Below are 26279 nucleotides of genomic sequence, written 5' to 3' on the forward strand. Positions count from 1 at the left end.
TATCAACCTCCTATATAAAGAGGAATATTTCGCAATAATTCCTGCACAAATTCAACTACAGTGGTTAAAATCCAGGGACCAAAAAATGCAATAGAACCGAGGACTGCAAATATTTTAGGAACAAAAGCCAAAGTCTGTTCCTGAATTTGAGTTGTAGCTTGAAAAATTGCTACCAGAAGTCCTGTTATTAATCCAGCACCTAAGACAGGAAAAATAACTAAAATTACGGTATATAAAGATTCTCGGCCGATATCTAAGACTACTGCTTCTCCCATTTTCCCCACTCCTATCAATAGTTACTAATTTTTTAGAATAAAATATTTTTCATTGATTAAATTTGATAAATTATTAGTTAAAAGTTTCAACTAGAGATCCAATTAAAAGATGCCAGCCATCTGCAAGTACAAAAAGTAAAATCTTAAATGGAAGCGAAATAATAACCGGTGGCAGCATCATCATTCCCATCGACATCAAAATACTGGCAACAATCATATCGATCATCAAAAACGGTATATATAATAAAAATCCAATTTGAAAGGCAATTTTAACCTCATGAATTAAAAATGCTGGAATCAAAACATAAGTCGGCAAATCCTGCCTGCTTTCCGGCCGTTCAATTTCTGCCAATTCTGCAAAAAGACTTAAAGATGGCTCATCTACCTGATTAAACATAAACTCTCTGACCGGTGTTATAGTATTTTCGTAAGCTGTTTCTATTGATATTTGTTCTTCTAAATAAGGCTGTAAGGCATCTTGATTTACAACCTGCAAAACTGGTGCCATTATAAAAATAGTTAAAAATATTGCGATTCCAATTAAAACCTGATTTGGAGGCATATTATTTAAAGATAAAGCTCTTTTTAAAATTGAAAAAACTATTATTATTCTGGTAAATGAAGTAAATAAAACGATAATTGCGGGTGCTAATGAAAGAACTGTTAATAATAATAAGATTCGTAAAGATAAGACAAGATCTTCTCCTTCTGCATCCTGGTTATCTGTATTTGAAATTTCAAATGAAAATTCAGGTAAATTAAATTCCTGAGCGGCAGCCGCAGAACTAAAAATGAAAATGGAACTTATAATTAAAATAAACAAAAGAACAATGGCCACAAATTTACTTTCCATTGTGATCACTGCCGGAATTATCTTTGTTCTTTTTCTGCTTATTATTCTTTTGATTAAGAATTTTTAGCAGCTTATCTTTAAAAATTGTTTTTTCTTCTTTATCGTTTTCCAGCTCATCTAGCTCAATATCCAGTTCTGAAATTGACCAGCTCCTTAAAAAATTAAGTTCGTCTTTACTTCCACCAAGCATTACAATTTCATCATAAACTTTTATTAGATAAATGTTTTCACCATTAAGTAATCTCATACTATCTACTATTTTTAATTCTTTTGAAGAACTAAAATTGAACCGCTTTCTAATTAAATAATAAATGGCGAGTATAAAGCCTATAACTAAAATTAAATAAAATGCCATTTTAAAAGTTTCCCATATATAGTTCATTTTTACACCACCACTTAAAGAGTGCTTAAACGTTCGGTTGGACTGATTATATCTTTAACCCTAAAGCCAAAGTTTTCATCAATTACTACTACTTCGCCCTTAGCAACCAATTTGCCATTAACCAGTAAATCTACCGGTTCACCTGCCAGTTTATCCAGTTCAATAATCGAACCATCTCCCAGCTCTAAGATATCTCTAATTTTCATTACTGTCTTACCTAATCTTACTGTTACCTCTAAAGGCACATCTTTGATAAGTTCCATATTATTTGGCAGCGGCTGTGTATCCTGATCATTAAATTCAGGGAACTGGGCAGTATGCATATCGACTTTTTCTTCTTCAGTTATTTTTCTAGATTCTCTTCTACTGCTTGAAGCTTTATCCCTATTAGCAGCAGGCGCTTTTTTAGTTTCTGTTTTCTCAGGTTCTAGCTCCGGTTCCGGTTCAGTTTGTGGTTCAGCACTGCTAAGTTCTTGAGCTTCCTCAATATCATCATCTGCTTTTTCTTCTTCACTATTGTCCATTAAACCAGTCTGACCACTTAAAAGTGAATTTGCCATTTTTTTAATAAAATTAAAAGAAGATAACTGTTTGAATGTACTATCAATTAAATCTCCAATTTTCAAATTAAAAGAAGTAACAACAATTTCTTCTCCTGGATCAAACCAATCTCTTCCTTCTTCTATTACATCATCTAAGTTAATAAATTCTGCTTCTGGTGGAGAAATATTAACCAGCGTATCTAAAATATTTGACATAGATGTTGACGCTGCTCCCATCATCTGATTCATAGCTTCTCCAACTGCACTGATCGAAATCTCGTTTAACATTTCCTGTTCCAGGCCATCTAGACCATCTCCACCCATCATTAAATCAGCAATTACTGCCGCATCTTTGGTGTTAATAACAAGAATGCTCAAACCTTCAATTCCTTCAACATACTCCACTTTTATTAAAACACAAGGCCGATCATAGGCTTCTATCAGTTCTTTAAAAGACATCAATTCAACTTCGGGAGTTGTTATTTCAACCTTTTGATCCAGCAATTTGGAGAGTGCTGTAGCAGAGGAACCCATTGCTATATTGTTTACTTCACCTATTACATCAATTTCTTCAGGATTAAGACTGGTCGTATTTTCGTTTTCGTCTTCAGAATCATCCTGATTATTCATTAAAGCATCTATTTCTTCTTGTGACAAAAAATTACCATCATTAGTCATTGACTTCACTCTCCTCAAATAAATTTTCTGCTACTCCAACAATTTGTATCGCTTTATGACGATTCTTGGTCCCAACAACCGCCTCATATTTATGGTGATTACCGATTTTTAATTCAGCATTTGCTTCTACTTTTTTATCAAGTCTAATTACATCACCTGGATGTAAATATAAAAAATCTTCTACTGTTAATTCAGTGCTTCCAAGTACAGCATCTACCTCAACCCTAGCCTCATTTAATCTTTTCTTTAGTTTGGCAATATGTTCAGGAGTCTGCTTTTCCCTGGTACTTGAAAACCAGTACTGAGCATTTAAATTCTTAACTATGGGCTCTAAAACTATATAAGGCAAACAAATATTAATTAAGCCTTCTGTACTACCGATTTTGGCCGCAAGTGTTATAATAATAGTCATATCACTATCAGGAACTACCTGAATAAAGTGCGGATTGGATTCCAGTTCTAATAGTTTTGGTTCTAAATCTTCAATGTTACTCCAGGCTTCACGAAAATCTGTTAAAAGCCAGTTCATAACTCTTTTCAAAACAACTTTTTCAATATCAGTAAAAGATCGAACATCTGTAATCGGATTACCAAAACCGCCAAATAATCTGTCAATAATACCAAACCCAATCTCTGGATTTATTTCAAAAATAAACTGACCGCTTAACGGCTCAAGCTTATTTATCCCAAGAATTGTTGGCTCCGGCAGTGAGTTAATAAACTCCGAATAGGCAAGCTGCTCAATTGAAACCACCTCAAAATTAACCATACTTCTCAATTTAGTCGAAAGAGTAGTAGTGAAAATACGGGAAAGATTGTCATGAATCATTTCTAAAGTACGAATCTGTTCTTTAGATAATTTATCTGGTCTCTTAAAATCATATTCTTTCACCTGTTTTTCGTCTGACTGTTCTTTAGCTTCTTCAACATCTATACTACCACTACTGATTGCAGAAAGAAGTGAATCAATTTCATTTTGATTTAATACATCAGACATCTTAACTCCTCCTTACTGCACAACCAATTCTGTAAACCATACATTTGTTATTTCTCCTGATTTTAATATTTTATTTACCTCATTTTTAATAATACTCTTTATAGTTTGAGCATTAGCTTCTTTTAAAATAGTTTCATTTTGAGAACGCAAAGTTGTTATTATTGTATCCCTTAACTGAGGTTTCCTTTTTTCTAGTTCTTCAATTAAATTATTATCTTCAATTTCAAATACCAGACTTGCTCTAATAAAATTGATTCTACTATTATCAGTTATATTAACTACAAAATCTCCTACCATGTAGGTAGACCTAATATCTTCAATTTTAAATTCTTCTTTTTCTTCACTATTTTCTGCTACAGAAAAATAAGTAAAAAAAGTAAAACTAGCTACTCCTGTAATAATAATAACAAGTACAATAATCAGTGTTAACATTTTATAATTTATAGTTTTATTTTCTGCCATATCAGCCATCCTCCCCTTCCGACTGAATTCTCTCCTCGTTGTTTTCCGCAAGTTCCCTTTGCTTTTGTTGTTTTGGAATTGAATTTGAATCATTATTTACAACGTATTGAGAATTTAAGATTACAACTTCAATCCTTCTGTTTTTTGCTCTTCCTTTAGAACTATCATTATCAGCAACCGGTCTATATTCCGAATAACCGGCAGCAGAAAGGCGAGCAGGATCAAAGTCTGTTTCTTCAATTAAAAATTTTATAACATTTACTGCTCTTGCAGTTGATAGTTCCCAGTTTGAAGGAAACTCATCTGTTCTAATTGGTAAATCATCTGTATGTCCTTCAATCATAATATCATTTGGAATATCTATTAAAATATCAGAAATCATCGATAAAACTTCTCTTCCCTGTCCTCGTATGTTTGCCCGGCCTAATTCGTATAATATCTCACCAGTCAAGCTGATAACTAAACCTTTTCTCTTATTTTCAACCTCAACTCTATCTCCAAGATCATTACTTTTAATGTAATTATCAAGCTCCCTCATTATCTGCTGAATATTTTGAGGTGCCTGGGCATAATCCTCTCCAAGTGTACCTGCATCTATGTTGGGATTAGGAGTAATTGTCTGACCTCCATCTAAAACACCAAGTTGATTTTGAAGTGCTGATATAAAACCCTGGAACTTTTCAACATCCATTGAAGAAAAAGAATATAATAGCACAAAAAATACTAAAAGCAGGGTCATCATATCACCAAAAGTTGTCATCCAGGCAGGTGATCCACCACCATCATCATTTTTATTATTGTTATTATTACGAGGCATTTTCCCTGGCACCTACCTCTCCCATATCATTTATTCTGGCTTCTACCTCTTCTTTCTCGCCCTCTGATAAGAAAGCATGTAATTTTTCTTTTACAATTCTTGGGTTTTCGCCAGCCTGAATTGAGAGTATTCCTTCTATAATAACTTCTTTAACATGTATTTCGTGATTACTCTGTGTTTCTAAGTTTTTAGATAACGGAATAAATAACCAGTTAGCAAGCAAGGCACCATAAAGAGTTGTAATTAAAGCTACAGCCATACCAGAACCCAACTGAGTTGGATCATCCAGCTGACTTAACATCTGGACCAATCCGATTAAGGTACCAATCATACCAAAAGCAGGTGCTAACTGTCCCATTGTGGCAAAGATTCCTCTCCCTTTAGCGTGTCTTTCCTGCAAAAAAGTTAGTTTTGTTTCTAAAATATTTCGAACTAATTCAGGATCAGTACCATCAACTATTAACTGAACTCCTTTTTTTAGGAATTCATCATCCATTTCAGCAGCATCATCTTCTAAAGCCAAAAGACCTTCTCTTCTTGCTTTTTCAGCAAAATTTACAAGACTTTCAATTATATGATCTGACTCTATTTTGTCATCCTGAAGTGAAACACGTAACAGATTAGGAATGTTTTTTAAATCACTGAAAGTATAACTGATCATTACACCGGCCAGGGTACCACCTAGAACTACCAGGGCAGACTGAACACTAACAAAGATTATTACGTTACCACCCAGTATAGCTACCAATGAAAATATTATTGCTCCTGCTGCTAAACCGACTATTGTTGCGATATCCATTTAAGATCTCTCCCCTGTTCTAGAAATTCCACCCATAATTTTCTGGCGATATTTTACTACCTTTTCAATTATATCATCTGCCGAATCTTTGACAAGCAATTTTTTGCCATTATTAAGGGTTATCACTGTATCTGGAGTCTCCTGCACCTCAACTATCAGATCAACATTTAATACAAATTCTTTTCCACTTGTCCTGGTCAATTTAATCATCATACACTTCCTTTATTATATGTCAGGCCAAAATCTATAATAGATTTCAGCCTGACTATTTAAATCAAATTATCTTTTTAGATTTACTAATTCCTGCAGCATTTCATCTGAGGTTGTTATAAGTTTTGAACTTGCCTGGAACCCTCTCTGAGCAGTAATCATATTGGTAAACTCCTGAGAAAGATTGGCATTTGACATTTCTAAAGTAGAAGGCGCTAAATTACCAGTACCTCCAGACCCAGGAAAAGTGTTCTGAGGCTCTCCAGAATTAACTGATTCTGTAAAGACTCCATCTTTCCGATTTAAACCAGCAGGATTAGAAAAATTCACTAATTTAATCCTAGCAGATGCTTCAGATAACCCATTACTATAAGATCCAGTAATATATCCATTTTCATCAAATGAAAAAGATTCTAAATCCCCTTTTTTATAACCAGTAACATCAGAAAAATTAATATCCGAGTTAGCAGATATTTGAGTTAAATTATTCAAATCAATTTCAATATCATTTCCAATTATACTTGCTATATTATCAGTGTATTGAAATTCACCAGACTGAATATCACCATTTGGTAAAAAACTTATATCAAATTCATTAACAGGTGTCGATCCAGAAAATTCCAATTCGGTTTCTGTTTTATCTTCTGCGATTATTTTTCCTTTTCCAGTCCATTCATCATCAGCGGTATCCTTAGTATAAGTCATCTCAAGAGTATATGAAGAGTTATCCTGAGCTATTATATCGGTAGATACAGTTCTTTCTTCCCCAGAAGTTATACTTTTATTTAAGTTCCCTCCAAGTGAAACTTCATCTGTAGATTTTGCATTAATTGTAGACTTCAGATTAATTGGATTATTTTCTTGATTATTATCCAATTCATTTACTGCCCCTACTACCTGTAATCCAGTTGAAAGTGAAAATAAATTTCCTTTAGCATCAAAACCAAAGTTCCCTGCCCTGGAATATGATTTATTACCATTTTCATCCTGCAGAACAAAAAATCCATCTCCCTGAATAGCTACATCAGAATTTTTTCCTGTTGACTGTAGGTTTCCAGAAGACATATCACTATCTATACTTCCGATCCCTACTCCAAGTCCAATTTGTTGTGGATTAGTTCCCGCTCTATCACCATTATCTGAAGGTCTTGAAGCACCTTTCAAAGTCTGACTTAACATTTCTTTAAAAGTAACCCGGCTGCTTTTAAATCCAATTGTATTTACATTTGAAATATTATTTCCTGTTACATCCATCATCTGCTGATGTGTGTTTAATCCTGACACACCCGCATACATCGATCTTAACATATAAATTTTCCTCCTTCAGTATTTATCGGAGTTCCACTGTTATCGACAGCAGAACAGAGCTCCCTGAAAAAGGTCCAGCTCATATCCGATTTTAAGCTAAATTTTAGATTTTCCAGCTTAAAGTCTTCATTTTTTCTATTTTTTCAGTTATATTTTCATTTTACAATTATCTTGCTATTTCATAAATACTGCACTATCTATATTAGTAAAAACATTATCATCCATACTGTCCTCATCAACTGCTGTAACTACTGTGTTGTTTTCTACACTAACAATATAAGCTACATTGTTAACCATCACTAAAGAATCTCTTGCACCTTTATTTCTAGCTTTTTCTACCCCGGTACTTAACTTATCAAGTTCTACTTTTGAAACGGGAATAGAGCGAGAATCGATTCTTTTCTTAGCGTGTTTGGAAAATGAAAGCTTATCCTTCCCCTTCATCTTATCTCCTAAAATATCCTTAAACGATGGAGAATTAGATTTTTTCTTTTCCTGGACATTTTTCTTTTGCTGTTGTGTCCTTTTGAGAGGTTGTATTGGTTGATTTATTTTTAGTCTATTATCCATATTTAACACCTCTTTTATACTTCTTCTGCCTCAATGTTTTTTACCTGAGTTATATTACTAATATTAATCTCAGACCCACTATCAAGTACTGCCAGCACCTTACCATTAGAAGATTTAACTGCATCAACTACACCTTCAAGTTTAATACCTTCGACATTTGCTGTAATTTCTTTACCGATAAGATTACTATTTTGTATTACCTGATTAGAACTCAATTTATCTTCTAGAAGAGAATAGACTTTTTCAGTTTTTTCAAGCGAACTAAACTCTGCCATCTGGGCAACAAAATCTCTATCTTCCATTGGATTAAGAGGATCCTGGTTTTGCAATTGAGTAATAAGTATCTTAAAAAAGGCATCCTGACCAAGCGCATCATTAGCTTCTAAAGTCTCACGTTGAGTTTCCTGTTGATACTGAGTATTTTGAGTCGAACTTACACCTGTTATATCAGCCATTTAACTACCTCCTTTAAACAATTAAATTAAGCTTCCCTTTAGCAAAGGCTGCCCTATTAATAATTTCCTGTTGTCTCATCATGAGTTCATCATTATTTAAATTATCATTTGTGATATTCCTCTGAACATAATACTGGCCTTGAAAAAACTGTCGCTGTTCATATTCCTGATTTTGACCAGTTTCGCCATCACTAAAGTCAGAATTTTGTTCGTTAAAATCAAAGTTATTCTGCTGTTCAACCTGTTTGGGCGCATTTTTTGCAGTTTCAATTTTGAACTGCTCAATATTTATTCCCTGTTTTAGCAAATCAGTCTTTATTTCCTGCATGCTGTTTTCAAGTTGAGACTGCACAAACTTACTTTCTACAATCATTTTAGCATCAATTTTACCTTGATCAAGATTAAGTTTAACTGCAATCTTACCTAATGAATCAGGTTTTAATTCCAGATTCATTTCATTTTTAGCAGCTGAATATTCTCCCCTAAATTTCTGGACAAATTGGTCTTTAACAGGAAGATTTTGCTTTAGTTCAGAGTTATTATTTAAATTAACAAGCCTTCCGCCGCTATTAGTTTCCAGCTCCATATTTAAAAATGATTCTGTTCCAATCAAATTTAAATTAGAATCTTTTCCTTTTGCAGTTGACTCACCCTGCATCAGTTTTGTCAAACCTTCCAGATTTAATTCTGCTGAATTTTTATTGCTCATGGAATTAAAGAATTTTAGTTCTTGATTGGTTTTACCTTGATTATCATTCTTAATTTGAGTAAGAACTTCTTCTTTCAAATTTCCATTTTGAGCTAAATCAAGTTCCTGATTTAAGCCAGTTAGATCTGATTGATTAAGATTTAAACTTTCAACAACTTTAGCTGAATTCTTTGCATTTAAAAACTTCCCATCTGTTTTAGTAGCTGAGTTTTCTTTTGCTGATTTCAGATTATCATCATTTTTAGCAGTTAATTCTTTGGCAGCAACCTCATTAAAAGATTGATTTTCGGATAATATAGTTCCACTGCTTTCAATTTCTTTTAATAAATTGATTAATGAAGCTAATTCAGTATTTTCATTCAAATCAACTTCGGATTCTGATAAAAAAGTTCCTAAATCAGAAAATAGTTCTTCTAAAGAACTTTCATTCATTTCCGAAAATGCTAAGTCTACAGCTGAAATATTTTGCTTATTAACTGCTTGAATTTGAGCTTTCGAAAAGCCAGCTTCTTTCAAAACTGATTCTAATTTCTGCTGAGCTTCACTACCTAAATTCAATTGACCTAACTGAACAAAAATATTTTCTTTGATTTCTTCCATTTTTTCTTTATCAACTTTTTTTAAATCTTTATCACTTTTATCAGCTTCGACATTCTTACTCTTGCTGTTTTTTGCTTCTGGTTCTGCTCTCAGATCCTTGGATTCTTCTTTGACTTTTTTGTTCTTAGAAGCAGATTGAGAATTATCATTTCTCTTATTTTGTAAAGCTTTCATCTTTTCTGAGAATGATTGCTCAGGTTTTACTGCTTGATAAGAATCTTTTTTAATGTTTTCTTGAGCCGGAGCTTTAAAATGATATTGATTTAAACTAACACCTCTATTCAATTTCTCACCCCCTTTCAATTATTTTTTAACTCATCATTATCTATTGACTAAGAAGACTAAAAAGTTCAGCAGCTCTATCCTGGGACAATGATTCCAGTATAGCTGCCGCCTGGTCTTCTTTAAGCCGTGATAAGATTTCTAAAGCCAGCTTCTGATCCATCTGCATTATTACAGCTGCTGCAGCATCTGAATCCATGCTGCGATATATATCGGCTATCTTTTCCAGTTTAGCTTCTCTATCTTCTTTGCTATCAGCCAATTCATTGTAGTCCTTTTGGATTTCAGCCATTACTGCTTCCTGATCTTCAAGTTCTTGTTCAAGTTTTTGTATTTCATTATTTAGTTCAGCAATTTCTGTATCTTTAGAATTGATCTTCTGCTGCAGGTCCATATTTTCAGTTTCCAGTTCGACTATTTCTGCTCGGCTGACAAGGTAATTATTTACAACCGGTATTCTGCTGGCTAAATTATATAAAGCTGCTTTAACATCAATTACATCGAGTGCATCAAGTGACCAGCTTAACATAGAAAAAAGTACTAAAAATAATATTAAAAAATATATAATTTTTTTCATTGGCTTTATCTACCACCTGTAGTATAGTGTCTTCCTAATTCATCAAGTTCTTTTTGTTCTGATGCTAAAAATTCTTTGATGAACCTTTCACTTTCTTTTTCTTTTAATTTTTCCAGGGTTTTTCTTTCTTTTTTCTTTTCCATCAGATATTGAAACTGCTTTTCTACTGCCTGAGCCTTCTCTTTTTGCTTCTTTTCAATTTCCAATTTTAAAGCTCTTAATCTCTTTAAATAATTTCTCAGTTCAATATGAGCATTAATATTTGCAGCATCATTTCTTAAATTATCAAAAACTTCTTCTTTTTCAAACTCAAGCTCTTGCAGCTGCTTGTTTAATTCTTGCAGCTCTTTTTTTAACTTAAGATAATTATTTTCTGCCTGTTCTTCCTCTTTATTTCTCAGGGATAAAATTTTATCAAATTTAAAATTATATTTAGCCATCTAAGTCACCCTATCTTGAGGCAATATTTTTTAAGCGTTTGACAGTATCTTCATAATTTGCTTTTTCTTCTATTCCCTGTCTCAAAAAATTATTAATCTGATCAATTTTTTCAATGGCTTTATCAACCTCGGGATTTGAGCCCTTTTCATAAGCACCAATATTAATTAAATCCTCTGATTGATTGTAAGTGGCCAGCCACTGCTGTATCTTTTCAGAAGCTTTAAGGTGATCTTTCTCTACCAGATCATTCATAATTCTACTAACACTGCTCAATACATCAACTGCAGGATAATGACCTGATTCAGCAAGTTCTCTAGAAAGTGATATATGACCATCAAGTATACCCCGGACCGTATCAGAAACCGGCTCATTAAAATCATCACCTTCAACTAAAACTGTGTAAAGAGCGGTAATAGAACCAACATCATTCGTTCCTGTTCTTTCTAATAACTTGGGTAGCTCGGCAAATACAGAAGGTGGATAACCCCTTGTTGCAGGTGGTTCACCAATTGCCAGACCTACTTCTCTTAAAGCCATGGCGACTCTGGTAACCGAATCCATCATCAACAAAACATCTTCACCCTGATCTCTAAAATATTCGGCAATTGCAGTAGCAATATTCGCTGCTTTAACCCTGAGTAATGCTGGTTGATCAGAAGTTGCAACTACTACAATTGAGCGTTTCAAGCCTTCTGCGCCCAGATCCTTTTCAATAAAGTCTCTAACTTCACGCCCTCTTTCTCCAACCAGAGCAATCACATTAATATCAGCATTCGTATTTCTGGCTGCCATTCCAAGCAGTGTTGATTTACCTACACCACTACCGGCAAAAATACCAAGACGTTGACCCTTACCGCAGGTTAAAAAGCCATCAATACATCTAACCCCTAAAGAAAGCGGCTCTTTAATCCTCTCCCTGCTTAAGGGATCAGGTGGCCGACGATTTACTTCAACTGCTGTACCACTATTTATATTATCTCCATTAAGAATGTTGCCGCTACCATCAATTATTTTTCCTAAAAGATTTTCTCCAACTTTTATCTTTAGTTTCTCACCTGTAGCAACTACTTTAGCACCAGGTTTTATACCTTCCATTTCACCGATAGGCATCATCAAAATCTTATTATCATCAAAACCAACAACCTCAGCTTGAATATCCCCCTGGTCACTTTTTATCAAACACAGCTCTCCAATTGAGGCCTGAGGACCAATTGATTCAATAACAAGTCCTATAACCCGGTTAATATGGCCAAAGTTGCGGGTTGTTTCCATCTGATTAAGTTTTGCTTCGAGTTTATCTAACTGTAAATCAAACATTAGCCTCAACCTCTTTTAAAAGTTCTTCTTTTATTAAATCAATTTTATGTGAAATACTGCCTTCTTTGCCGCCGAGATTAGATTCGACAATACAATCACCTTTTTTTAAGTCTGAGTCGGCTTTAAATTCAAGATTTTTTTCTTTCAATCTAGAATAAAGGTTATTATCTTCGATAAAGGGAACTAAATCTGGATGAATTCGTACAATAATATTTTTATGGCTTTCATCAATTTCTGAAAGAATATCACTAATAATATTATTTATAATTTCGGGCTGCTGTTCCAGCTTAACATCTATAATCACACTTGCAATTTTAACTGCTAATCTGACTATGTCTTTCTTTACTCCAATTTTTTGCTGATTTAGTTCTGCTTGAAAAGATTCTGCAGTTAAAAGCAATTCTGATGCCGCACTATCTATTTTTTGCTGAGCTGCTTTAATTGCTTCAGCTTCAGCTTCATTTTTAATTTTAGAAAAAATTTCCTCTTTTTCGGCTTCTATTTTCTTTTTTTCTTTTTCAGCAGCTTTAATCATTTCTGAAGCTTTGTGTTCAGCTTGAGCAATAATTAAATCGGCTTCTTTTTCTGCTTTTTCCCGTTTAATAATTAAATGGGCTTTTTTAGAACTATCTGAACTATAATTCTGCTTTTTATTATTTCCATTTGTAGATTGATTTGTTTGTGCTGCTTTTTCTCTTAAAGATTCTATAGAAAGGGCGTTATCCTGATTTTGAATTTTGTATTTACCAATTATTTGAGAAGCCTTAATAATTTTAGACAATTACCTCACCTTCCCCACCACGGGCAATTACAATTTCTCCACTTTCTTCTAATTCTCTAATAATATTAACAATTCTTTGCTGAGCATCCTCCACCTCTCTAATTCGGACAGGACCCATGAATTCAATATCCTCTTCCAGCATCTCGGCTGCTCTTTGTGACATATTACCTTTTATGATATTTTCAACTTCTTCACTGGCAGTTTTTAAAGCAAGAGCTAAATCATGTGTTTCCACCTGACGCAGCACCAGCTGAACCGCTCTATCAGTCAGAAGTACAACATCTTCAAAGACAAACATTCTCTTTTTGATTTCTTCAACCAGTTCTGGATCATCTTCTTCTAATTTATCAAGAATATTTTTTTCGGTACCTCGATCAACTTGATTTAAGACATCTACTATTGCCTGAATACCTCCTGCACTAGCATATTCATTACTTGCGACAGCAGATAATTTTTTCTCCATTACCGCTTCTACTTCTTTAATTATTTCAGGTGAAATTCTATCCATAACCGCAATTCTTTTTGCTACCTTACTCTGAACATCTGTTGGCAGCATAGATAAAACCTGCGAAGCCTGTTCAGCATTGACATAAGCTAAGATTAAAGCGATAGTCTGAGGATGCTCCCCCTGGATAAAATTCAAAAGTTGACCAGGGTCAGATTTGCGGATAGAATCAAATGGTCTTACCTGTAGAGTTGCGGTCAGACGGTTAATTATTCTTTTAGTTTTATCAGGCCCAAAAGACTTTTCTAAAATCTTTTTAGCATAATTAATACCACCAGAATTAATGTAGTCATTTGCCTGCTGCAGCTGTATAAATTCCTGCTGAATTTTCTTTTTTAAGCCGGGATCTATTTTATTTTGATTGGCAATTTCTAGGGTCAATTTTTCAACTTCTTCATCATCTAGATGTTTAAAAACATCGGAAGAAGTCTCTGGACCCAAAGAAATTAGTAAGATTGCCGCTTTTTCTTTACCTGTAAGTTCATCTCTCATAAGAATTTCCTTTCAATTTTATTCATCCATTAGCCAACTGCGTATTAGCTTTGCAGCATTTTCTGGATCTGAATGAATCATTTGTTCTAATTCGCGTTTCATATGAGCATCTTTTTTCTGTTCCTGATTCGGTTCAAATAAAGCCATTTCTTCTTCGTCATCTTCGACTGACAAATCTATGTTGCCACCTGTGGCAAACTGGCTTTTCTTGCGTCTGTATAAATAAATAATTAAGGCTGCACTAACAATTAAAACAAAGACTATTAAAGCAGCATAAATGTACATTCTACGTCTTTCTGCAGCTGCAAGATTTTCCCTTGCTGCCTCAGCTTCTTCCTGCAGTGAATTATCAAAATTAACGGCAGTAACATTTAGCAAATCTCCCCGTTCCTGATCATAACCAATGGCCGCTGCAACAGCTGATCTGATTTGATTAATTGTTTCTTCATCTGTAGACTGATCGACCATTACCGAAACTGAAAGTCTTTCAACTTTGCCGGGAGCATAAATATGCTGTTCAATTCTTTCATTAATCTCATAATTAGTTATTCTATTTTCATTTTCATAACTCGAACTTTCATTGTTACCTTCAGCCTGATATTGCGGAATATTAGCATCAGTTCCTGGAGCACCACCAGCTCCCTGAGAGCCCTCCTGACTTTCACTGCTAATTTCCTCACTTCTTACAATTCCGTTTTCATCTACAACTGGAGAGTAGGTTTTGCTTTCGGCCTGTCTTTGATCAAAATTTAAATTAGCATAAATTTCTACAGCGAAGTTATTCGGTCCCAAAACTCTACTTAAAAGCGAGCTCAAATCATTTTTAAGTGATGCTTCAAATTCTTTTTGCAGAACAAAATTTTGAGGATCAACTCCCTGATTAAGATCAGAATTATTATTGGAGAGCAGATTACCGTTTGTATCAACAATTGTAACATCAGCTAAGGGAAGATTTTGAACTCCACTAGAAACAAGATTGCGAATAGCCTCAATCTGATTTTGATTCATTCTAAAACCCGGTTCTAGTTCTACCAAAACGGAAGCTGTTGCCGATTCTTCTTCAGAAAGAAAAAGGCTTTCTTGGGGTGGGGTTATCTGCACTCGCGAATAACTAATGCCTGATATCGACTGAATTGAGCGGCCTAATTCTCCTCCGAGCGCTCTATAATAATTGACTTTCCTTTCAAATTCTGTTGTCCCAAAATCACTCTCATCGAAAATTTCAAAGCCGACTATCCCCTGGTCAGGTAAACCAGCAGCTGCTAAATCAAGTCGAAGTTTATAAATTTCAGATTCTGGTACTAAAATAGTATTACCTTGTCCTCCCAATTTATAGTCAACATTATTTTCGTCCAACCTTGCAACTATTGCAGCTGAATCAGAGGTGCTTAAGTCAGCATAAAGCGGCTGGTAGTTAACAGAACTTCCACTAAATATTAAATAAGCAAAAGCTAAGGACATTAAAACTGTCAGCACAATAATTAAAAGCTGAATTTTTTTATTTAGTTTTTTCCATAAAGTGCTGAGTTCTTCCTTATATTTTGCAAACATCTCTGCCATTATAAAACCTCTTCCTCATTATTACTTACTAAAATTAACTTTAAAAATGCATTAAAATTTTAAATAAAAATATAAATAAAAATTATAAATGAAACAAAAATTTATCAAATTAAACCTGGAGACGCATAATTTCCTTGTAAGCATCAATTGCTTTTGACTGAACCGCTGTAGTTAAGTTAACTGCTATTTTAGCTTTTTCAGCAGAGATCATAACTTGATGAATATTATCTGTTTTACCAACTGCGAAATCAGCGGTCATTTTTTGAGAATCTTTTTGTAATTGGTTTACCTCTTGTAATTTTTTGTTAAAATAATTGGAAAAATTTTCTTTATTAGGCTCTTCGATTTGCTTGGATCCCTGATCAAGCTTGAAATTATCTGCTATATTGATCGGATTAATATTTATCATTGTTTTCACCTCGTTTTAAGCTTAGGTACTAATATTTAGGGCACTATTTGCCATACTTTTGTAATTAGAAATTGCCTGTACATTTGCCTCATAACTTCTGCTTGCATCAATCATATTAACCATTTCGGTCATTACACTGACATTTGGCAGCTCTAAATAACCATTCTCATCTGCATCTGGATGATCGGGACGATATTCCAATCTAAAAGGAGAGGGATCTTCTTCAATTGCACTTACTTCAACACCTGCATTGGCTCCACTTTTTTGCTTGGAGTTTAAGGCCTTTACTTGACTAGAGAATTTTTCTTTAAAAACAGCTACTTTTCTTCGATAAGTGTTTCCATCTTCATCACGAGTAGTTTCTGCATTGGCTATATTCCCCGAAATAAGGTCCATTCTTAACCTCTGAGCAGTTAATCCAGATGCACTGATATCAATTCCCTTAAACACTTTTATCTACCTCCCTGACTTATAACCTGATTTAAAGTCGAAAAATGACCTGCCGCACGACGGGTCATTACATTATAATATATACTATTTTTGGCCATTTCTGCCATTTCAAAATCAACATCTACATTATTTTGATCATTACGGTAGCTTTTATTACTATTTGAAACAGTAGTGTTTGGATTAGAATATTCCTTGCGGAAGGGAATATGTTTTGAAGTGGTGGTATTTAAGGAAATGTTTTTATTTTGGTCAGCATTTATCTTTTTATTTAACATCGATTTAAAATTAGTATCCTGCCGTTTATAGCCTGGGGTCCCAATATTTGCTAAATTGTTCGAAATTAGTTCTCCTCTTTTGACTGCACCATCTAAAGCACCACTAATTATTGATACATAATTATTCACTCTGCCACCTCCTGAATTAAATTTTAAATATAAAAATGGGCCTTTAGGTTAACTAAAGGCCACATAGCAACTCATTAAAAAAATATTGCATGGAATTATGTAGTAGAAATCTACTATTAATACATTCAATATTATCTTCAATAACATGCAACCTGGCAGTCATAACATAATTTCGTTTTTAGACCCATAGTTTTGCGTCATTACCTTTCGGTAATTTTGCCAATATTTATTTAAATAAGTTATAGCAATTTTTCTAAGGATTCCATCACTCTATCTTTCTTAAATGGTTTCACAATAAAGTCCTTTGCTCCCAGTTCAATTGCTTGAATAACAATTTTTTGTTGTCCCATAGCACTACAAACAACAATTTTCGCAGACGGGTCAATATCTTGAATTGCTTTTATAGCTTCTAATCCATCCATAATCGGCATTGTAATATCCATAGTCACGATATCGGGCTTTACTTCCTGATAAAGTTCTACAGCTTCCTTCCCATTTTCTGCTTCTCCGACAACTTCAAAATTATCTTTTAAAATATTTTTCAAATTCAAGCGCATAAAAGCAGCATCATCTACTATTAAAACACTATTCATATAAGGTTTACCTCCTAGCAAGTATTTATACTGCTATTAATAATAATAACAAATATATATTTTATTTACAAGAGAAAATTAATATTTTTGTTTTATAATGTCATATTTTGTCTATTGAAGGCACTTACTCTAATCTTACCATCAATGAGATTAAAATACATTGAGCGTCCATAATCCTTTGCTAAATCAGAGCCAACGATCTTTATTTTTTCTTCTTTTAGAACTCTTTTGACAGCTGCAATATTTTTTTGACCAATCTGCATCACCGATTGACCGGCCTCTGTTTTAAACATTCCGGCTCCACCAACAAGTTTTGCCTGCAGCCGCTGTCTTCTAGCTCCTTTTTCTATCATTTTATCTAAAAGAAATGGAATAGCAGTATCGGCATATTTACTTTTTACTTGATTTTTTCCTTTACTCTCAGGCAGCATAACATGGGCTAAGCCTCCTATTTTTGTAAATTCATCATAAAAAGCAACCCCCACACAGGAACCTAAACCCAAAATAACAAGTAATGCATCTTCCTGATCAACTGCCCAATCAGCCATTTTAACTATTGTTTTCTTTGCTTCCTTTTTGTTTTCTAAACTAAGCAAGGTTATCACCCATCAAATGCTGGAAAAGAATATCTATTGATTTTTCTTCGGGAATAAAAAAATAATATAATTCCAATTTCTTTTCAGATATAATAAATTCTGTTTCCAATAAAATAATTTCATCTCCACTTTGACTGTAGTCAATAACAGAACTGCTTAGTACTGCACCTGCCATATCATATGCTACAGCGGGTAAACCCTGACTTAAATTCAAATCACTAAAAATATTTATCGCCTTTAAGTAAGCACCGCTTAAAATATTGCCGAGCTCTCTTAAAGCCGAATTTCGAATTTCAGTTCCGGGAAGCTCCCCCTCTCCAAATAAAAGGTGAAGAATCTTTTCTACACTGTCCATCTCTAAAACTAAAAGTATCTTGCCGGAAAGTTCACCATCGAAATTGATTAGTGTACAGGCAATATAATCTTCCTGACTGCCTGTTATTTCCGGGAGCTCTTCGATCGGCATCAGTTCAATTCTTGGAACTGTGATTTTAGTTTCTTGATCCACCATGGTAGAAAAAGCTGTTGCTGCATTTCCCGCCCCAATATTTGCTATTTCTTTTAGAATGTCTTTTTTTTCTTTATCTAAATTCATAAACTGCCCCTTTATTAACTGACAATATTTTTGTCTAAATGCTGAAGTTGATTCATTTCTTCGGCACTTAATACCTGCTTCAAATCAAGCAGCATTAATAATTCTGCTCCTTCTGTTCGACCAACACCTGCTATGTATTTACGATCTATTTTTTGAGCAAGTTTTGGCAGCTCAGCTATTTCTTCTTGATGCAGTTCTTTAATTTCTTTTACTTCTTCAACCATCATCCCTGCTGTTAAATCATCTAACTCGACTATAATAATAACACCGCTATTTTCCGGCTGAGAATTAGCCTCTTGAGTGATATTTAATCTTAGCTGTAAATCTACTACAGGAACAACCATCCCCCGCAAATCAATCAGACCTGCTATATAATCTGGGCTTTCAGGTACTAAAGTTAATTCCTTGCTTGATAAAATTTCTCGAGTCTGTTTAATATGAACACCAAATTGTTTCCCAGCAAGTGTAAATATTATATATTTTTCCTGCTTTTCTTTACTAGTTTTATTATTCATCTGCAAAGCAACCCCCTCAACATTTTAAAATTATGATTTAAGCAAAAAGTGTTTTTTCTAGATCAAGGAGAATTAATAAAGGATTATCAGCTCTAGCACAAACTCCTCTTAAATAATCTTCTCTAATTCCCTTTTCTAATTCAGGAGGAGGCGCAACCTTTTCTTCCTCAACCCAGACTATTCCTTCAATGTGATCAACTTGAATTCCTAAAAGCTGTCCTTCACTTTCTACAGTTATGATCCGCTGCTCAGCATCAGAAAATAAATGTTCATTTATATCATCTTCAATACCAAAACGTCTGCTCAATTCAATTACAGGAACAATTATACCTCTGAGATTAATTACTCCCATCACATGTTCAGCAGTATTAGGAACTTTAGTTATTTTAGTTTCTTTTATAATTTCTCTTGTCTTATCGATTTTAATACCATATTGTTCAGCATCTATGTTAAACACTACATACTGATTTAAATCAGATTTGCTATCCTGAGCAGCCATTGAAATCGAATTTTCTTTATCTAAGGTCATTTTTTCACCTCTTTATTATATTATCTACTGACAACATCTCGAACATCAACGATAAGAGCAACATCACCATCACCAATAATTGTAGCTCCACTTATGTATCTAGTCTCCTGCAGATATTTACCCAGAGACTTGATTACTATTTCCTGCTGATTTAATAATTCTTCTACAACTAAACCAACCTTTCTTTCACCACTTTTTAAAATAACGACAGAAAGATCTTTTTCGGAATTTTTAAAGCTTTTTTGATCATCATCTCCAAAAATTGCTGCTGCTGAAACAATAGGAATAGTAGTTTCTCTTAAGACTATTACATCTTTACCTCTAATTTTTTTAATATTTTCAGTTTCAATTGTTAGAGTTTCACTGACTGCGCTTAAAGGAATTGCAAAAGTATCGCCAATTATTTTAACCATCAGCGCCTGAGAAATTGCTAAAGTTAAGGGTAATGTTATTTTAAAAGTACTTCCCTCACCTGGTTCAGAATCAATACTTACCTGACCATCAAGTTTTTTAACTGTGCTGCGGACAATATCCATCCCCACACCTCGACCAGAAACATCTGTTATTTCCTGAGCAGTACTAAATCCTGGATGAAAAACAAAGTCCAAAATATCTCTTTTCTCAAGTTGTTCAACTTCTTCTTGTTCAATAATCCCTTTATCTACAGCTTTTTTAGCAATTGCTGCTGCTTTGATACCAGCTCCGTCATCTTTGACCTCAATGATGATTTCACTACCTTTTTGATAAGCTAAAAGTTCAACTTTACCTTTTCCATCTTTACCAGCGGCTTTTCTTGCGGCAGGTTTTTCGATACCGTGATCAATAGCATTTCTAAGTAAATGAGTTAGCGGATCTGCTAATTCATCAATGATTGAGCGGTCAAGTTCTGTTTCCTGACCGGACATCACAAAATCAATTTCCTTATTCATTTTATTGGCAAGATCTCTCATCATCCGAGGAAAACGGCTAAACATTACTCCTACCGGCACCATTCTAATCTGCATCACAATATGATGTAAATCCATGGTTACTCGATCAAGCTGAGGCATGATTTCTTTAAATTTTGTTTTTTTAATATCAAGTGACTCTAATCTACTTTTATTAATTAAAAGTTCTCCAACCATATTCATTAAAGTATCAAGCTTACTGATATCTACTCTAACGGTAGAACTGCTGTTGAAGCTGCTTACTTTATTTTTTTGAACAGTATTTGATTTGCTTTCTTTTTCAGAATCGATTTTTATTTCTGAACTCTGAAGTTCATCTAAACTAATTAATTTAATACTGCTTTGAGCTTCTATTTCTGTTTTAAATTCTTCCTTTTCCAGCCAGCTTAAAGCAATTATATTTAATTGATCAATATCTGCCTCAGAATTTTCAATTGTATTTCTCGGAGGTTCTGATTTAAAGAGCTGTCCTATTTCATCTAGTTTCTTTAAAAGCATAAAAGCTCTAACTGATTTGAATTCTTCATCAACAACTTCAGCTTTTAAATGATAGACCTTTTCTTTATCTTTTTTTCTTTCTAAAAGTTCTTCTTTTTCAGCCTCTGTTAAAAAATCTCTAACATTTTCAGAAGTATCAACTGCTGCAGTTTGGCTCTCTTTAAAATCATTGGCCTCAGTATAGGCATTAAGCTCGGCAATTAAAGCATCTAAATCAAAACCTTCCGGCTCTTTACCATTATTCTCTTCTACTGCTTTAACTAAATATTGAATATTGTCTAAGGCCTGAAAGAGAAGATCAATGAATTCTGTCTTTACTTTAATCTCACCTTCTCTAATCTTATCTAAACTATTTTCTAATTTATGGGTTAGTTCTGTTAATTTTTCAAAGCCCATTGCAGCTGCCATTCCCTTAAGTGAGTGAGCTGCTCTAAAAATTGCATCTATAGTTTCTTTATCTTCTGGATTGTTTTCTAATGTTAAAATACCATTGTTTAAAACCTCAATATATTCCTTCGCCTCTGCAAAAAAGATCTTTAAATATTCATTCTCCTGCAAAAAAATCCCCCCTCATAACTTAGTTAATAATATCTTAAATTTCTAAAAAATTCAAATTTTATTCTAACTTTGCTCATCAAAAAATTTCGCTTCCTGCTGGCCTGGATTATGATATCCTTTAATACTTTTTTGGCGGCTATATAGTTCTAAAATTTTTGTTTTAGTTTCTCCCTTTTTTTGGGAGAGAAGTTCAATATTTTGAGCTTGAGCTTTTACAATAGAAGCTAAAAGTTTCTCGATTTTTTGACTAACTGCTGTTTTAGCTTTTTTAGTCTCTGCTGCTTGAACAGAGCTTTTTGAATCATCTTTTTTTATTTTTTCAATTATTTCATTTTTTTCTTTTAATAGTATTTCTAATTTTTCAAAATCTTCTGCTGCAATTAAAGTTTTTTCTTTCAGTAATTTTTGCTTAAGATTTTGATATAAATCAAATAAAGCACTCATTTTAGCCTCCAAGATTAACCCTTTTAAGTTCAGGTGATTTTTGCTTTAAAACTATTTCCTTATAGGAAGTATAAAGTTCCTCTAAAAGAGGGATTATGTTATTAAGATGTTCAATATCTTTTTTTAGATTAGCCTGCAGCAGTTCCTGATAGATAAAATCATATAGCTTTTCTAATTGATCTGCCAGCTGACCACCCTTTTCTTTATCCAATGTTGATTTCAGCTCTAAAACAATATTTTGAACTTTAATTATATTTTTATGGCTTGCTTCTATTTCGTCAGCTTCAATATTTTTAATTGCCAGTTTAGAAAATTTTATAGCTCCCTGATAAAGCATTAATAATAGTTTGCCGGGGCTTGAAGTATTGATCTGAGTTTTCTTATACTGCTCTGCGCGATTTTTATTCATCATGATCGCCTCCTTTAAGCAATTTATTCTGCATTAAATTTTATCTGCTGCAGCTTGTTTAATAAATCTTTATTTTCAGCAGCAGCTCGGTTTTCCTTTTTAACATCTTCTAATAATTCTTTGCGTAATATTTCAATCTCTTTGGGTGCACTTATTCCCAACTGTACACTACCATTGTCAATACCAACAACTGTGATTTCTATATCCTGACCAATAATGATTTTTTCATCTTTTTTCCTTGTTAAAACCAGCATTATTCTGACACCTCATCTTTTTGAGCAGGGTTTTCTGCCTGCTGCTCGGCAAAAATTGGAAAGCGCACACTAAAATTATGATTGTCCAGAATAATCTGGCCGCCTAACTTTTCTTTTAAGTTAATAATTATAGGAGCAGATAGGTTAGCTGTTATTTCCTCTAATTGATCTTTTAAAGTGATGATATTTAATACTAAAATATCCTCTATTGATTTAATTTCTAGATCTTTTTCTCTTTGATCACTTATTTCAAATTCATAATCCTCAATTAAGTTGCCCGGCTCAACCGTAATAAATGCCAGCTCCGGATTGTTAACTGACTGCATAATTATAAATGGTGAATCCTCGGCAAAGGGAAGCAAAATAAATTCTTTAGCGGTTTCAAAACCAGGCAACCCATTTTTGAAATATATAATTTGATCTTCCTTAATTTCTATTTTACCAAAATCTCTTGTCATTAGCTCCAATTTTATTGCCCCCTAAATTTTAAGCTTTAAAATCTATTTCTGGTCCCGGTTTATAGACCAAAGTTAATTCTCTTTCTGCATTATACATAATTTCAGAACCGAGATCAGATATCTTGTAATTTTCAAAATCTGCCAACTTATCTCCGCTTGCTGCGTAAAAAGATGCAGCCTCAGCTGCAGTTTTATTCCCCTGATCAGCAATTGCCTTAGCTCTATCAGCCAAGTTATAAAAATTAAGCGCTTTACGGGAAGGATAATTATCAATTTTCAAAGTTAAATTATTAAGCATGGCTTAGAACTCCTTAACTTTCTTTATTTAATATATCATAAACTTTAGAATTGTTATAAGAACTATCTGGTCTTTTCTCTCTTAGTTCCTGAAGCACTTGCTGAGCTGCTGCCACTTTACCCCGTTCATCTAAAAGTAAACCAAGAGTATATAGCGCTTCGACATAATAATTCGTGTTCGGATAATTATTTATATAAAGTCGATAATATTCTTCTGCTGCTTCAAAATCTTCTTCTAACTGACTGCTTCTTGCTAAAAGAAAAAGACTTTCTCTTTTTAAATAATCAGCATCTGATAATTGATAAAGCTGTTTGAAAATAATAGTGGCTTCTTCGTATCTTTGGTTTCTAAATCTCTGCAGACCATGGTTAAAGAGTTCCTGCTCGCGATCCTGGTCAAAATATTGTTCAAAAACTTCAGCTTTATTTTTTTCAGCCTCTTTATTTTTAATATTTCTGATTAAATCTAAAGAAACTAAGTTATTTATAGCCTGATATTGCATTAAATTTAAGTTTAAATCTAATTTTTTGAAGTTATTTGCTGCACTTTCATTTTCTGAATTATTATTGTTATTATTTGCAGCCTGATTATTATTCTCATTATTAATACCTGGATCTGTTCTTTGACTCTGAGTTGTATTATCAGCTATTTCGCTTCTTTCCATTATTTCTAAAGGCTCACCATTACTTAAAATAAAGATTAAAAACACCGCTAAGAGTGCTGTTATAAGTGCTATCAATTCTTTTTTATATTTACTTATTTTAAATTTATCTAAATTAAAGCGGCTTAAATCTATTTCAGCTAAATTAAAGAATTTAGAAGCTTTTTCATTGTTTTCGCATTCCATAATATAATCTTTAATATTCTGATTCCCACTATCTAAGTCATAGGCCTGATATAGATATTTAAGTGCTTCCTGATAATTTTGATCTTCTTTATATAATAGCCCTAAAATTAAATAGGGCTCAATTAGTTCGTCATGCTTTTTTATAATTTCTTTTAAAAAATTAATTTTTTTACTTTTAGCAGCTGAATCATTAAAAAGTATCTTTCTATACTGCTGTCGCAACTCCAAAAAATCTTTTTTGGTAATTAATTCGAGATAATCAGCTGCCTGATTATTTTTTCTTTTAAGAGACAAGCTCTGCTTCCACTGTTCTTCTGCTTTATCAAAGCGGCATTTAAGATAATAACCAAGTCCCAGCAAATTGAGTGCTAAAACATCATTAGGATTAAACTTCAGACATAATTTTAACTCTTTGATTGCTTCGGTTACATTATTTTTTTTGATTAAATTTAAAGCCTTTTGATAATGAAATTTTGTTCCTCTATTTTTATCCATAAACTACCCCACAAGTTTTAATAAATTTCTTATTTTAAAATAATTGTCCAAAATACTCTATTATAATCTATTTTAATTAAGCTCGAACATTAAGGTGATGACCACGGTTAATACCCGCTGCCTGTTGAACAGCTTCTGTAGTCTCCTGCATTCCTTCTAAAAGTTTACCAACAGTAGCCCCATCCTGACCCATTGATTGCTGCAGTGACATCATGCCTAAGGCCTGCTGCACACTTGCAATCTGGCTCTGCATAGCAGAATTTACATTCATTGTTTTCAACTCCTTTTTTTTATGGCAATTCTGGATTTATTATAGCATATTATATCTGAGTATAAAAGAAGATCACCGGAAGTTCAATGGAAGAACGATAATTGAAGCTTGTTATACAATTAAAGCTGTTACTTGCTCTTACTACTAGAATCGTTGAAAATCGTTGTTTTATTAAATGCCCTCAGCTCTGATTTAGGACGATTAAAGCAATAGAAAGCGAATTAAATCCTATTTGCAGGTTTATATAACTAAGTTTAAATCTCGGCAAATAATCTTTAACTATCGCTTTCTTTAAAAAGTTCAACTTAATTTTTATCCTGCAGCTGCTGCCAGGCTAAAAGAGATTCTAGAGCCAGCTTAATTTCTCTGCTTTCTCCCTCCATAATAACCTCATCTTTTTCCACATAACTGTTTATGCCAGCAGAAGAATCCTGGCTTTCATTTACTACCACGTTTAAAATTGAAGCTGCTCTTAACTGCCGCAGATTAGCAACAGTAAAAAGGGCAGCCGTTTCCATATCTGATGCCAGAACATTTTTGCCTTTCCAGTAATCAATAAGCTCCTGGTTGTGATCGATATAAAAGGACTCATGGCTGCGGCAGATCCCTAAGCTAAAATCAAAAGCTAAAGCCTGAGCCTTATTTTTAATACAGCTGCTTAGTTCGAAATCACTAACTGCTGGATATTCACTTTTAACATATGTCTTACTTAAACCATCTTCTCTGACAGCGGCAGTGACAATTATTAGCTCACCCAGTTTAAGTTCTGGCTGCAGAGCTCCACAGCTGCCGATTCTGATTAAATTTTTTGCACCACAATTAGCAAGCTCTTCGACTGCAATCCCCATTGAACAGCCACCAATTCCAGTCGAAGTAACGGTTACAGGCAGCCCCTGGTAATTGCCAGTTATTGTTCTAAATTCTCGATTAAATGCAATCTCTTTTACCTGACTCAATTCTTCTGCCACCCTTAAAACTCGCTCTGGATCTCCTGGCAGCAGTACGTTTTCAGCAATATCACCCGGCTGACAGAGTAAATGTGCTTCTTTCATTTGCTCACTCCTAACTTTTTGATCTTGATTAAAATTCAATCTATC

36 protein-coding genes and 1 riboswitch are annotated in these 26279 nt (G+C 33.7%); all 36 genes read right to left on the minus strand.

Annotation, left to right across the window (positions count from 1 at the left end):
- Positions 1-2: 2 nt before the first annotated feature.
- Positions 3-275 carry a flagellar biosynthesis protein FliQ gene (gene fliQ / locus HSACCH_RS11670; RefSeq protein ID WP_005490029.1) on the minus strand — a complete coding sequence of 91 codons (273 nt, stop codon included), beginning with the start codon at positions 273-275 and terminating at the stop codon, positions 3-5.
- Positions 276-348: 73 nt separating this feature from the next.
- Positions 349-1128, minus strand: coding sequence for a flagellar type III secretion system pore protein FliP (gene fliP, locus HSACCH_RS11675; protein WP_005490031.1), 780 nt, complete (start codon positions 1126-1128; stop codon positions 349-351).
- Positions 1118-1510 (minus strand): flagellar biosynthetic protein FliO, encoded by a 393-nt coding sequence (locus tag HSACCH_RS11680; protein WP_005490033.1) that lies wholly within the window; start codon positions 1508-1510, stop codon positions 1118-1120. The genes fliP and HSACCH_RS11680 overlap by 11 nt, the downstream gene beginning before the upstream one ends.
- A 14-nt stretch (positions 1511-1524) precedes the next feature.
- Entirely contained in the window at positions 1525-2730 is a 1206-nt protein-coding gene (gene fliY, locus HSACCH_RS11685) for a flagellar motor switch phosphatase FliY (protein WP_005490034.1), read from the minus strand.
- A complete protein-coding gene (gene fliM / locus HSACCH_RS11690) occupies positions 2723-3727 on the minus strand; it encodes a flagellar motor switch protein FliM (protein WP_005490035.1) in 1005 nt (334 codons plus the stop codon). Before fliM ends, fliY begins: the two co-directional genes overlap by 8 nt.
- Positions 3728-3739: 12 nt before the next feature.
- Positions 3740-4189, minus strand: coding sequence for a flagellar basal body-associated FliL family protein (locus HSACCH_RS11695; RefSeq protein WP_005490036.1), 450 nt, complete (start codon positions 4187-4189; stop codon positions 3740-3742).
- Position 4190: 1 nt separating this feature from the next.
- Complete coding sequence (locus HSACCH_RS11700; protein ID WP_235044021.1) at positions 4191-5018, minus strand: flagellar motor protein MotB; 828 nt, start codon at positions 5016-5018, stop codon at positions 4191-4193.
- The gene (locus HSACCH_RS11705; RefSeq protein WP_005490039.1) at positions 4996-5805 is read right to left on the minus strand and encodes a motility protein A; all 810 of its coding nucleotides are present in this window, start codon (positions 5803-5805) and stop codon (positions 4996-4998) included. The genes HSACCH_RS11700 and HSACCH_RS11705 overlap by 23 nt, the downstream gene beginning before the upstream one ends.
- Positions 5806-6015 carry a flagellar FlbD family protein gene (locus HSACCH_RS11710; RefSeq protein WP_005490041.1) on the minus strand — a complete coding sequence of 70 codons (210 nt, stop codon included), beginning with the start codon at positions 6013-6015 and terminating at the stop codon, positions 5806-5808.
- Positions 6016-6084: 69 nt separating this feature from the next.
- Positions 6085-7323, minus strand: coding sequence for a flagellar hook protein FlgE (locus HSACCH_RS11715; protein ID WP_005490043.1), 1239 nt, complete (start codon positions 7321-7323; stop codon positions 6085-6087).
- 174 nt (positions 7324-7497) lie between these two features.
- Positions 7498-7893, minus strand: coding sequence for a TIGR02530 family flagellar biosynthesis protein (locus tag HSACCH_RS11720; protein WP_005490044.1), 396 nt, complete (start codon positions 7891-7893; stop codon positions 7498-7500).
- Between the two features lie 14 nt (positions 7894-7907).
- A complete protein-coding gene (gene flgD, locus HSACCH_RS11725; RefSeq protein WP_005490046.1) occupies positions 7908-8348 on the minus strand; it encodes a flagellar hook assembly protein FlgD in 441 nt (146 codons plus the stop codon).
- A gap of 13 nt (positions 8349-8361) precedes the next feature.
- Entirely contained in the window at positions 8362-9942 is a 1581-nt protein-coding gene (locus HSACCH_RS11730) for a flagellar hook-length control protein FliK (RefSeq protein ID WP_005490047.1), read from the minus strand.
- A gap of 40 nt (positions 9943-9982) precedes the next feature.
- Complete coding sequence (locus HSACCH_RS11735) at positions 9983-10516, minus strand: MotE family protein (protein ID WP_005490048.1); 534 nt, start codon at positions 10514-10516, stop codon at positions 9983-9985.
- A 5-nt stretch (positions 10517-10521) separates the two neighbouring features.
- Positions 10522-10956, minus strand: a complete 435-nt coding sequence (fliJ, locus tag HSACCH_RS11740) for a flagellar export protein FliJ (protein ID WP_005490049.1) — start codon at positions 10954-10956, stop codon at positions 10522-10524.
- A 10-nt stretch (positions 10957-10966) separates the two neighbouring features.
- A complete protein-coding gene (fliI, locus tag HSACCH_RS11745; protein WP_005490051.1) occupies positions 10967-12274 on the minus strand; it encodes a flagellar protein export ATPase FliI in 1308 nt (435 codons plus the stop codon).
- Positions 12267-13055: a FliH/SctL family protein gene (locus HSACCH_RS11750; protein ID WP_005490053.1), complete on the minus strand. Its 789-nt coding sequence runs from the start codon at positions 13053-13055 to the stop codon at positions 12267-12269. The genes fliI and HSACCH_RS11750 overlap by 8 nt, the downstream gene beginning before the upstream one ends.
- The gene (gene fliG, locus HSACCH_RS11755) at positions 13048-14052 is read right to left on the minus strand and encodes a flagellar motor switch protein FliG (protein ID WP_005490054.1); all 1005 of its coding nucleotides are present in this window, start codon (positions 14050-14052) and stop codon (positions 13048-13050) included. Before fliG ends, HSACCH_RS11750 begins: the two co-directional genes overlap by 8 nt.
- Before the next feature lie 18 nt (positions 14053-14070).
- Positions 14071-15612 carry a flagellar basal-body MS-ring/collar protein FliF gene (gene fliF / locus HSACCH_RS11760; protein ID WP_005490056.1) on the minus strand — a complete coding sequence of 514 codons (1542 nt, stop codon included), beginning with the start codon at positions 15610-15612 and terminating at the stop codon, positions 14071-14073.
- A 109-nt stretch (positions 15613-15721) separates the two neighbouring features.
- A complete protein-coding gene (gene fliE, locus HSACCH_RS11765) occupies positions 15722-16021 on the minus strand; it encodes a flagellar hook-basal body complex protein FliE (RefSeq protein WP_005490058.1) in 300 nt (99 codons plus the stop codon).
- Positions 16022-16042: 21 nt separating this feature from the next.
- Positions 16043-16471 (minus strand): flagellar basal body rod protein FlgC, encoded by a 429-nt coding sequence (gene flgC, locus HSACCH_RS11770; RefSeq protein ID WP_005490059.1) that lies wholly within the window; start codon positions 16469-16471, stop codon positions 16043-16045.
- Between the two features lie 2 nt (positions 16472-16473).
- Positions 16474-16875, minus strand: coding sequence for a flagellar basal body rod protein FlgB (flgB, locus tag HSACCH_RS11775; RefSeq protein ID WP_005490061.1), 402 nt, complete (start codon positions 16873-16875; stop codon positions 16474-16476).
- Positions 16876-17018: 143 nt separating this feature from the next.
- Positions 17019-17106: riboswitch (cyclic di-GMP riboswitch) on the minus strand.
- Positions 17107-17114: 8 nt separating this feature from the next.
- Positions 17115-17468: a response regulator gene (locus HSACCH_RS11780; protein WP_005490063.1), complete on the minus strand. Its 354-nt coding sequence runs from the start codon at positions 17466-17468 to the stop codon at positions 17115-17117.
- 92 nt (positions 17469-17560) lie between these two features.
- Positions 17561-18064 carry a chemotaxis protein CheD gene (locus tag HSACCH_RS11785; RefSeq protein WP_005490065.1) on the minus strand — a complete coding sequence of 168 codons (504 nt, stop codon included), beginning with the start codon at positions 18062-18064 and terminating at the stop codon, positions 17561-17563.
- A complete protein-coding gene (locus tag HSACCH_RS11790; protein WP_005490071.1) occupies positions 18057-18659 on the minus strand; it encodes a chemotaxis protein CheC in 603 nt (200 codons plus the stop codon). Before HSACCH_RS11790 ends, HSACCH_RS11785 begins: the two co-directional genes overlap by 8 nt.
- Before the next feature lie 14 nt (positions 18660-18673).
- Positions 18674-19174: a chemotaxis protein CheW gene (locus tag HSACCH_RS11795; protein ID WP_005490073.1), complete on the minus strand. Its 501-nt coding sequence runs from the start codon at positions 19172-19174 to the stop codon at positions 18674-18676.
- Positions 19175-19211: 37 nt separating this feature from the next.
- The gene (locus tag HSACCH_RS11800; RefSeq protein ID WP_005490075.1) at positions 19212-19703 is read right to left on the minus strand and encodes a chemotaxis protein CheW; all 492 of its coding nucleotides are present in this window, start codon (positions 19701-19703) and stop codon (positions 19212-19214) included.
- A gap of 20 nt (positions 19704-19723) precedes the next feature.
- Positions 19724-21706: a chemotaxis protein CheA gene (locus HSACCH_RS11805; RefSeq protein ID WP_005490076.1), complete on the minus strand. Its 1983-nt coding sequence runs from the start codon at positions 21704-21706 to the stop codon at positions 19724-19726.
- 63 nt (positions 21707-21769) lie between these two features.
- Positions 21770-22150 (minus strand): hypothetical protein, encoded by a 381-nt coding sequence (locus tag HSACCH_RS11810; RefSeq protein WP_005490077.1) that lies wholly within the window; start codon positions 22148-22150, stop codon positions 21770-21772.
- A 1-nt stretch (position 22151) separates the two neighbouring features.
- Positions 22152-22559 (minus strand): flagellar export chaperone FliS, encoded by a 408-nt coding sequence (gene fliS, locus HSACCH_RS11815; protein ID WP_152416039.1) that lies wholly within the window; start codon positions 22557-22559, stop codon positions 22152-22154.
- A gap of 23 nt (positions 22560-22582) precedes the next feature.
- Positions 22583-22813, minus strand: a complete 231-nt coding sequence (gene csrA / locus HSACCH_RS11820) for a carbon storage regulator CsrA (protein ID WP_005490079.1) — start codon at positions 22811-22813, stop codon at positions 22583-22585.
- Positions 22813-23271 (minus strand): flagellar assembly protein FliW, encoded by a 459-nt coding sequence (gene fliW / locus HSACCH_RS11825; protein ID WP_235044027.1) that lies wholly within the window; start codon positions 23269-23271, stop codon positions 22813-22815. Before fliW ends, csrA begins: the two co-directional genes overlap by 1 nt.
- Positions 23272-23299: 28 nt before the next feature.
- Complete coding sequence (locus tag HSACCH_RS11830) at positions 23300-23569, minus strand: DUF6470 family protein (protein WP_005490081.1); 270 nt, start codon at positions 23567-23569, stop codon at positions 23300-23302.
- Positions 23570-23582: 13 nt separating this feature from the next.
- Positions 23583-24911: a tetratricopeptide repeat protein gene (locus tag HSACCH_RS11835; RefSeq protein ID WP_005490082.1), complete on the minus strand. Its 1329-nt coding sequence runs from the start codon at positions 24909-24911 to the stop codon at positions 23583-23585.
- A gap of 76 nt (positions 24912-24987) precedes the next feature.
- Positions 24988-25182, minus strand: a complete 195-nt coding sequence (locus HSACCH_RS11840; protein ID WP_005490083.1) for a hypothetical protein — start codon at positions 25180-25182, stop codon at positions 24988-24990.
- Positions 25183-25487: 305 nt separating this feature from the next.
- Positions 25488-26234, minus strand: coding sequence for a nucleoside phosphorylase (locus HSACCH_RS11845; RefSeq protein WP_005490084.1), 747 nt, complete (start codon positions 26232-26234; stop codon positions 25488-25490).
- Positions 26235-26279: the final 45 nt, after the last annotated feature.

It is taken from the genome of Halanaerobium saccharolyticum subsp. saccharolyticum DSM 6643 (genome assembly GCF_000350165.1).
Lineage (GTDB): Bacteria > Bacillota > Halanaerobiia > Halanaerobiales > Halanaerobiaceae > Halanaerobium > Halanaerobium saccharolyticum.

Bases quoted from the DNA above. Each gene is read 5' to 3' on its own strand.
- fliQ (WP_005490029.1), bottom strand. From the start codon at position 275: ATGGGAGAAGCAGTAGTCTTAGATATCGGCCGAGAATCTTTATATACC.
- fliP (WP_005490031.1), bottom strand. From the start codon at position 1,128: ATGGAAAGTAAATTTGTGGCCATTGTTCTTTTGTTTATTTTAATTATA.
- HSACCH_RS11680 (WP_005490033.1), bottom strand. From the start codon at position 1,510: ATGAACTATATATGGGAAACTTTTAAAATGGCATTTTATTTAATTTTA.
- fliY (WP_005490034.1), bottom strand. From the start codon at position 2,730: ATGACTAATGATGGTAATTTTTTGTCACAAGAAGAAATAGATGCTTTA.
- fliM (WP_005490035.1), bottom strand. From the start codon at position 3,727: ATGTCTGATGTATTAAATCAAAATGAAATTGATTCACTTCTTTCTGCA.
- HSACCH_RS11695 (WP_005490036.1), bottom strand. From the start codon at position 4,189: ATGGCAGAAAATAAAACTATAAATTATAAAATGTTAACACTGATTATT.
- HSACCH_RS11705 (WP_005490039.1), bottom strand. From the start codon at position 5,805: ATGGATATCGCAACAATAGTCGGTTTAGCAGCAGGAGCAATAATATTT.
- HSACCH_RS11710 (WP_005490041.1), bottom strand. From the start codon at position 6,015: ATGATTAAATTGACCAGGACAAGTGGAAAAGAATTTGTATTAAATGTT.
- HSACCH_RS11715 (WP_005490043.1), bottom strand. From the start codon at position 7,323: ATGTTAAGATCGATGTATGCGGGTGTGTCAGGATTAAACACACATCAG.
- HSACCH_RS11720 (WP_005490044.1), bottom strand. From the start codon at position 7,893: ATGGATAATAGACTAAAAATAAATCAACCAATACAACCTCTCAAAAGG.
- flgD (WP_005490046.1), bottom strand. From the start codon at position 8,348: ATGGCTGATATAACAGGTGTAAGTTCGACTCAAAATACTCAGTATCAA.
- HSACCH_RS11735 (WP_005490048.1), bottom strand. From the start codon at position 10,516: ATGAAAAAAATTATATATTTTTTAATATTATTTTTAGTACTTTTTTCT.
- fliJ (WP_005490049.1), bottom strand. From the start codon at position 10,956: ATGGCTAAATATAATTTTAAATTTGATAAAATTTTATCCCTGAGAAAT.
- fliI (WP_005490051.1), bottom strand. From the start codon at position 12,274: ATGTTTGATTTACAGTTAGATAAACTCGAAGCAAAACTTAATCAGATG.
- fliG (WP_005490054.1), bottom strand. From the start codon at position 14,052: ATGAGAGATGAACTTACAGGTAAAGAAAAAGCGGCAATCTTACTAATT.
- fliF (WP_005490056.1), bottom strand. From the start codon at position 15,612: ATGGCAGAGATGTTTGCAAAATATAAGGAAGAACTCAGCACTTTATGG.
- fliE (WP_005490058.1), bottom strand. From the start codon at position 16,021: ATGATAAATATTAATCCGATCAATATAGCAGATAATTTCAAGCTTGAT.
- HSACCH_RS11780 (WP_005490063.1), bottom strand. From the start codon at position 17,468: ATGAATAGTGTTTTAATAGTAGATGATGCTGCTTTTATGCGCTTGAAT.
- HSACCH_RS11790 (WP_005490071.1), bottom strand. From the start codon at position 18,659: ATGAATTTAGATAAAGAAAAAAAAGACATTCTAAAAGAAATAGCAAAT.
- HSACCH_RS11795 (WP_005490073.1), bottom strand. From the start codon at position 19,174: ATGAATAATAAAACTAGTAAAGAAAAGCAGGAAAAATATATAATATTT.
- HSACCH_RS11800 (WP_005490075.1), bottom strand. From the start codon at position 19,703: ATGACCTTAGATAAAGAAAATTCGATTTCAATGGCTGCTCAGGATAGC.
- HSACCH_RS11810 (WP_005490077.1), bottom strand. From the start codon at position 22,150: ATGAGTGCTTTATTTGATTTATATCAAAATCTTAAGCAAAAATTACTG.
- fliS (WP_152416039.1), bottom strand. From the start codon at position 22,559: ATGAATAAAAATCGCGCAGAGCAGTATAAGAAAACTCAGATCAATACT.
- csrA (WP_005490079.1), bottom strand. From the start codon at position 22,813: ATGCTGGTTTTAACAAGGAAAAAAGATGAAAAAATCATTATTGGTCAG.
- fliW (WP_235044027.1), bottom strand. From the start codon at position 23,271: ATGACAAGAGATTTTGGTAAAATAGAAATTAAGGAAGATCAAATTATA.
- HSACCH_RS11830 (WP_005490081.1), bottom strand. From the start codon at position 23,569: ATGCTTAATAATTTAACTTTGAAAATTGATAATTATCCTTCCCGTAAA.
- HSACCH_RS11835 (WP_005490082.1), bottom strand. From the start codon at position 24,911: ATGGATAAAAATAGAGGAACAAAATTTCATTATCAAAAGGCTTTAAAT.
- HSACCH_RS11840 (WP_005490083.1), bottom strand. From the start codon at position 25,182: ATGAATGTAAATTCTGCTATGCAGAGCCAGATTGCAAGTGTGCAGCAG.
- HSACCH_RS11845 (WP_005490084.1), bottom strand. From the start codon at position 26,234: ATGAAAGAAGCACATTTACTCTGTCAGCCGGGTGATATTGCTGAAAAC.